This window comes from Sediminispirochaeta bajacaliforniensis DSM 16054, from assembly GCF_000378205.1.
GTDB classification, from domain to species: domain Bacteria; phylum Spirochaetota; class Spirochaetia; order DSM-16054; family Sediminispirochaetaceae; genus Sediminispirochaeta; species Sediminispirochaeta bajacaliforniensis.
The window spans coordinates 152,451-158,909 of sequence record NZ_KB899419.1 but is presented as its reverse complement, the minus strand read 5'-3'; the positions used below and the strand labels follow the sequence as shown (position 1 = coordinate 158,909).

Here is a 6,459-nt window from a genome sequence, read left to right as displayed (position 1 = left end):
GCTTCATACATAACAGTATGAACGGGTCAACGATACGATCTGTAGGAATAGAGAGAGCTGAGACGATAATCGGACTCATGAATCTAACCTATAATATGAATCGTTACCTACAGCTACAAAGGATATAAAAAATGAAGCCAAAGAGAAGGACTCTGCCTGAAAAAGGTAAAAGCAAAAAAGAAAATACCGTTTCAATTGGATATCGACTATGGAGTGTCGATAGTAATTTTGATCATGCACCCGAAAAGCCTATTTTATGATGGTTTTTAGAGGTTCCCAATAGATATTTCTATTTGCAACATTAGGTCGAACACTATCAGTACCCATCAGTGAAGTCCAAGTAAAACAAGAGCTTTTATCCTGTCGATAGATGAGTAGGACATCTTCCCCAAACACTCCCGATACCAGCAGCACAAGGAGGGCGGCAAGCAGCACGCTTCGTTTTTTCATCGTACCGCCTCCACAACAATGTACTTGCCATCCCGTTTTTGAAGAAAAAAGAGCCTGTCATCGCCTTCGGAAGGAAGGTACTGACTATCGGGGAGAAGCTCACCAGCGATCTGCCCGTCGCTTCGAGACAGGAGAATAGAGTCACTACCGGAGGTAAGTATTCCCCCTTCCTCTATACTTATGAGATTCAGGGAAGATAAGGCAAAGTCATTTTTCACATCAAGTTCTATTGTCTGGGGTATGGAATCAAGGCGCATATCGAAAAGTTCCATATGAAGCCTTCCCTGATCCAGCGCGGTAAGCAGAAAAGACGAGGTGAGAAACCCGTCTGCATCGTAACTGATCAGAGAGCGGCTCTCTTCGCTGAAATTCCGGATAAGACGCTCACCTGATTCGGTAAAACCATCCTCAAGCCAGTAGCGATCAAGGCGGTAGCTTCGCTTCCCATCATCTTCACTTTCAGCTTCCAGCCAAAGGACATATTGTAAAGTATCATCATCTACCAAAGCCTGACAAAACAGCCTGTCATGGCTACCAAGGGCCCTGTTTCCTTTTGTCACCAGGTCATCCTCATCGATAACGATCGGAACCTTTCCCTCCCCGTGGAGTAATAAGGCAACCCCTCCCTCGTTCCCCCACAAAACGGGCTCCATGCTATAGGATTTTGCATCGGAAAGGGGGTAGGAAGATTCGGATACCCTCCGCTGTTCATCTATACTGTACTGGAGAAGCTGATCCCGCTCGTCATCCTTCAGGTAGAGCTTTGCCTGGTGCTCCCCTTTATCGTAGAATAGTGATACCTGCTTATTTACGATTTCGCTATCGGTATTGATCAGCCGCGTATTAAATGAAAGGGTCTCCTCGCTCACCGAGAAAAAAAGCAGGCCATCCTGCCGTTTTACACTGCCGATAAGAAAAAAGTTTTCACCATTATCATAGGGACATATCCGACAATCATCCTCAATAAGATGATCAGCAACACGCTCCTTGCGTACAATCGCCGCCTCAGGCTCAAGAGTTAAAGCGGTATAGTAGAGCGTTCCCCCGGTTGTAAAGAAAACAATATAGCCGTCACGGGTAAAATAACGGACATCGAAAAAATCAAGATCATCATTGAAACCGATTCCCTGCGACAGATCTTCCAGAACTTCGAAGTGTCTCTCTCCGGAAGCCTTTACCGTAAGGACCAGGGCATTGAGGGCAAAGCGGCCTTCCGATTTTGCGGTAAAAAACAGAACCGATCGATCGTCGTTGTCGTACAGAGAATCCAGAAAAACAATATCTCCGTAGGCTCCTTTTTCATCGAGCGAAAAGGCCTTTACGAAGGTGCCATGTTCAAGAACAAAGATCTGAAGGTCTTGCTTTTCAATTGCAAGCAATAGTTCAGTACCCCCCTTGTTCATATGAAGCAGCTTTGCATCCCGGGAAATAGAAGGAGGCAGGGAGGCAAAATCTGCAACCTCACCAAAAGCAAAAAGGCGCAGAAATAGCCACAGGACGAGACAAAAGAGGGGGCGTTTGATCATTACTTTCTCCACATCAACCTAAAAACATCAACATTTATTATTAGGTTTTTTTAAAATGGTATTTAGAAACTAACTTTTACAAGTTTTACATAGATTACAATTCCATGCAATATTTTTATACTTGATTTGATCTATTTTTCTGTTCATGCTAAAGCATGATTCGAAAAAAACGTATGTTTCCATGTATGGTCCTGCTGACAATAGCAACACTATCATCGCTGTCTGCCGCAGAGCCCGTTAAAAAGGTTCTCATACCGATAAACAATAGCAGCCCGTCATCGATCGGTTCTTTTCCCGCCCGTTCAGGCACAGAACAGGCATGGGCTCCGACTATTTTTGCAATCGATCAAAAGGGGAATATTATAATTCCCGATTTTTACAAATCACGAATTACCGTTTTCGATACAAACGGGAGTTTTCAGTCGAGCATAGAAGTCGTAAAAGGTATCGGACCTTCCATGACATTTTTCTCGATCACAGAAGCCGATACCTATCTAACCTGCGTGAGCGGTACCCTTTTTTGCCTCAAACGTGACGGTACATTGATATGGGAAACAACTCTTCCCCTTGGCTTCCTGCCGGACAGGATCGTGCTAAACAAGGACCTCCTTTTTCTTAAGGCCCAGTCGATGAATAAAAAGGCCCTGGTTCTTGCAAGAGAAGATGGTGCAATCTTAGGACTCATGGGGAAAGAAACCGGAGATAGGGTTCTCCCCCTGTTCATAGACGACACAGGAAGGAGGTTTGGTTTTTCTTTAGAGGCAATGGAAGCATTGGGTCTCTGGACCTTTGAGGAAGCCCTTCCTAATGCCCTATTTTCCGGTTTTGCAGGGGATGGAACAAGCTATTGGCTCTCGGAAGAACGAGAAAAAGTGCGTTTGTACCGCTATGCTTCCGAAGGGAAATTGTTAGGCGAGGCCGAATGTGAGATTATCCCTATGGGAAATCCCAACGGCGTACATGCCTCATGCTTCGACGGTAAGAACTACTACCTCATGAACCGACAAGATGATACGTTGCTACTTCGCATCTATTCGCTTACTTTTGATCCGTAAATGGCGCAAGGGTTTTACCGCAGATGGTAGCCCTGGCTGTTCATTTCCGCGGCGGCGCAGGCCTCATAGTCGTTCTCGTCAAGGGGATAATCCCAGCAGCCCATGCGATGGTAGAGATCACCGCCGAAACCGCGTTTGAAGCGGTAGAGGCCGTAAAGGGGATGAGAGGGATCGGCGGAGGGAGAGACGCCGAAAAGATCGTATTCAAGACAACCGGCGGCCTTGGCCTCCTGTATTGCACGCCATTGAAGGGCATAGGTCGCCATGAGGTTTCTTTTGATCGAGGCAGAGGCCCCATAAAGGTAGGTGGCCCGTTTTCCGGAAAAAACGAGAAACATGGCGGCCAACGGCGTTTCTTCAACCTGGGCGATCAAAAAGAACACCCCGGTATTCGAATCGAATATCGATCGGTCGGTCCCGAGCAGGTCCTTGAAATGAGTTTCCCGGTGATGGAACAGCCTGTTGCGCCGGCAGGTTTGGCTGTATAGATCGTTCCAGATCGGAAGGTCGTCGAAACCGCCGATTCTCACCGTCACCCCTTTCCTTTCGGCGAGTTTGATGTTGTAACGGGTCTTCGGACGCATTTCCGCCATAAGGGTCTGTTCGCTTTTGCGCAAATCGAGAAAGATGGTATTAGTGGGGAGAATGTTGGTATTTGCCTTCCGCAGATTCCAATTCCGGGTAGCAAAATTGATTCGCAGCTCCTGACTTTTCTTCTTGGGAGGCCCCAACCAGTTCCCTTCAGGGTCGAAAAAATCGCTCTCCCGTGCCCAGGGGGATTCCCACTTCAGATCAAATCGCAAGAAGGCACAGGTCGCAGGCAGGTGGCTGCGCAGCCCTTCGGAAAGCTCTTCAAGCAGTACCCCTTCTTCCTCCTGTTCGGGAAGGATTTCAGGCCCATAGGGGGAACATAGGCGACAGAGACATCGCCCGAAAGCCTGCGATGGAGCAAAAGGAGGGTCTCTTTGTCGAGTGAACCGTCGCTTTTTCGAACAGAAAGCTCGAAGACACGGGAGGCGATCCCTTGACGGGCCTTCACCAAGGACCAGAAGCGTGTTTGCTGCAGAACAGAGGTTTCATACAATTCGTTTACCGACAGATCTTTAATTCTGATATCCATACAACATACTACTCTACCGGAAAAAGGCTTCGGCCGCTACCCGTCTTGATTACGCGATCTCTTTTCGATAGGCTTTCCGCCTGTATGGATGATCTACAGCCCTGCCCTTTGTGCGGGCATTCCCCTTGCAGGATTTTCTCTGAAGATAAAATGGGACGCTATTACCGATGTGATTTCTGTTCGACCATCTTCCTCGATCCTGCGGCCCTGCCTCAACCTGAAGCCGAACGGTCGCGCTATGCGCTCCATCAAAATCACCCCACCGACAAAGCCTACATCGCCTTTCTCAGACGCTTGTCCGATCCCCTTTGCCAGCTCCTCGACACCGGGGCCGGCGGACTCGATTACGGCTGTGGTCCGGTTCCTGTCCTGGCCCGGCTACTTGAACAAAAAGGGCTGTCGGTAGCATGCTACGATCCCTTCTTTTTCCCCGAACAACCAGCCTCAGAGCATCGGTACGACTTCATCACCTGTTGCGAGGTTGCAGAACATTTCCATCGGCCGAAGGAAGAATTTTCCCGTATGGCACAGCTGCTGCGGCCAGGCGGCATCCTTGGCATCATGACAAGTTTTTTTCGGGAAACGATCAATTTTGCCGATTGGTACTATCGCCAGGATTTCACTCACGTTACTTTTTACACAAAGAAGAGCATGGAATACGTCGCAGATCGCTTCGGTTTTGAAATTCTCAAGGCCGAAGCGGACCGCAATGTTCTTTTTTTTACAAAAACAGTAGGGTAATCCCCTCTTGCGGCAATTTCCGCTTCCTGTGATACTGGTTTCATGGATTCGAGGAAACAGCTCCTGAAAGAAACCGTGCTTTTTCTCCTTTTTTCCGGGCTATTGATTTTCGCTTTTTCCAGGATCTCGGGAAATGTCCGTTACGATTGGCAGTGGTATCGGGTGAAACGATATCTCTTTACCGCAGCAGAGGGGCGGATCACCTTCGGCCCCCTGTTGCGGGGGCTTGGGGTGACCCTGTGGATCTCCCTCATCAGCCTCTTCATTTCGTTTCTCATAGGAACGCTTACACTCCTTGCCCGACTCTCCGAGGGCATCGTCGCATCGGTGATCGCCCGGCTTTATGTTACCCTTATCCGTAACACCCCGCTTCTGATTCAGCTTTTTTTCATCTACTTTGTCATAGCACCGGTTTTCAACATTCCCGCCACCCCTTCGGCAATACTGGCTCTCTCCCTTTTCGAAGGGGCCTATACCTCGGAAATTCTTCGGGGGGCAATATTTTCCATCCCGAAGGGACAATGGGAAGCGGCCTACTCTCTCGGTTTTTCCTCGGGCGATCTCTACTGCCGGATCATCCTGCCCCAGGCCCTCAGGACCAGCCTGCCGGCTCTTGCAAACCAAGCCATCAACACGGTAAAGGATTCGGCACTGGTAAGCACCATAGCAATCTACGATCTCACCATGCGCGGCAGGGAGATCATTTCCGAAACCTTTCTCACCTTCGAAATATGGTTCACCGTTGCCGCCATCTATCTTCTCATTACATTGGGGTTACAGTTATGCATACACCTGATCGACCGATCATTGAACTCTCGTCAATAAGCAAAACCTTTCCGGGGGGAGTGAAAGCTCTCGACTCGGTAAGCCTTACCGTGAAGGAGGGGGAGGTTGTGGCCGTCATAGGCCCATCGGGATCGGGAAAGAGCACCATGTTGCGCTGCATCAACGGATTGGAAGAGATCGATTCGGGAACAATCGTCGTCGACGGGATTCCCCTCGACGAGAAGCCGGCAAACCGCCTCACCATCCGCACCGAGGTAGGAATGGTATTCCAATCCTTCAATCTTTTTCCCCATCTCTCTGTACGTGAAAATATCGATATCGCACAGATGCGGGTAAGGAAACGCTCTGCCGCCCAGGCGGAAGAGCGGAGCCGTGAATTGCTTGCCAAGGTTGGGCTGACCGACAAGATAGAGGCTTACCCTTCCCAGCTTTCGGGCGGTCAGAAACAGCGGGTGGCTATTGCCCGGGCCCTTGCCATGGACCCGAAGGTGATGCTTTTTGACGAGGCGACCAGTGCCCTCGATCCGGAAATGATCGGTGAGGTGCTCCAGGTGATGCGTGACCTCGCGGCGGAAGGGATGACCATGCTTGCGGTCACCCATGAAATGGGCTTTGCCCGGGAGGTTGCCAGCCGTGTCCTCTTTCTCGATGAAGGAGCTGTCATTGAACAGCAGGAGGCGAAGGCCTTTTTTCAGCGGCCATCCCAAGAGCGATCCAGGGAGTTTCTCCGTAAAGTATTTGACTTCAAATAGTCAAATACATACCATTTATATAGGTTTTA

The 6,459-nt window shown here is 49.2% G+C and carries 8 protein-coding genes; 4 read left to right on the top strand and 4 right to left on the bottom strand.

What is annotated here, in order from left to right:
• Positions 1 to 249: 249 nt before the first annotated feature.
• Both F459_RS0114485 and F459_RS0114480 read right to left on the bottom strand, forming a co-directional pair.
• Positions 250 to 450, bottom strand: coding sequence for a hypothetical protein (locus F459_RS0114485; RefSeq protein ID WP_020613435.1), 201 nt, complete (start codon positions 448 to 450; stop codon positions 250 to 252).
• Positions 447 to 1,976 (bottom strand): hypothetical protein, encoded by a 1,530-nt coding sequence (locus F459_RS0114480; RefSeq protein ID WP_020613434.1) that lies wholly within the window; start codon positions 1,974 to 1,976, stop codon positions 447 to 449. The genes F459_RS0114485 and F459_RS0114480 overlap by 4 nt, the downstream gene beginning before the upstream one ends.
• A gap of 155 nt (positions 1,977 to 2,131) precedes the next feature.
• Between F459_RS0114480 and F459_RS0114475 the strand changes: the two genes are divergently transcribed.
• On the top strand, positions 2,132 to 3,031 hold the full coding sequence (locus tag F459_RS0114475; RefSeq protein WP_154651696.1) for an NHL repeat-containing protein: 900 nt from the start codon (positions 2,132 to 2,134) through the stop codon (positions 3,029 to 3,031).
• 14 nt (positions 3,032 to 3,045) lie between these two features.
• On the opposite strand, the gene F459_RS23020 is transcribed toward F459_RS0114475, so the two are convergent.
• Together F459_RS23020 and F459_RS24440 are read right to left on the bottom strand one after the other, a co-directional pair.
• Positions 3,046 to 3,834 (bottom strand): lipid II:glycine glycyltransferase FemX, encoded by a 789-nt coding sequence (locus F459_RS23020; RefSeq protein WP_245540183.1) that lies wholly within the window; start codon positions 3,832 to 3,834, stop codon positions 3,046 to 3,048.
• Positions 3,819 to 4,151, bottom strand: coding sequence for a hypothetical protein (locus F459_RS24440; protein WP_245540182.1), 333 nt, complete (start codon positions 4,149 to 4,151; stop codon positions 3,819 to 3,821). The genes F459_RS23020 and F459_RS24440 overlap by 16 nt, the downstream gene beginning before the upstream one ends.
• Before the next feature lie 84 nt (positions 4,152 to 4,235).
• Between F459_RS24440 and F459_RS0114465 the strand changes: the two genes are divergently transcribed.
• From F459_RS0114465 to F459_RS0114455, 3 genes are read left to right on the top strand one after another with little or no spacing between them, the layout of a single operon-like run.
• Positions 4,236 to 4,892, top strand: a complete 657-nt coding sequence (locus F459_RS0114465) for a class I SAM-dependent methyltransferase (protein WP_033301838.1) — start codon at positions 4,236 to 4,238, stop codon at positions 4,890 to 4,892.
• A 42-nt stretch (positions 4,893 to 4,934) separates the two neighbouring features.
• Entirely contained in the window at positions 4,935 to 5,717 is a 783-nt protein-coding gene (locus F459_RS0114460) for an amino acid ABC transporter permease (protein ID WP_020613431.1), read from the top strand.
• Positions 5,675 to 6,430 (top strand): amino acid ABC transporter ATP-binding protein, encoded by a 756-nt coding sequence (locus tag F459_RS0114455; RefSeq protein ID WP_020613430.1) that lies wholly within the window; start codon positions 5,675 to 5,677, stop codon positions 6,428 to 6,430. Before F459_RS0114460 ends, F459_RS0114455 begins: the two co-directional genes overlap by 43 nt.
• The last annotated feature ends 29 nt before the right edge of the window (positions 6,431 to 6,459 follow it).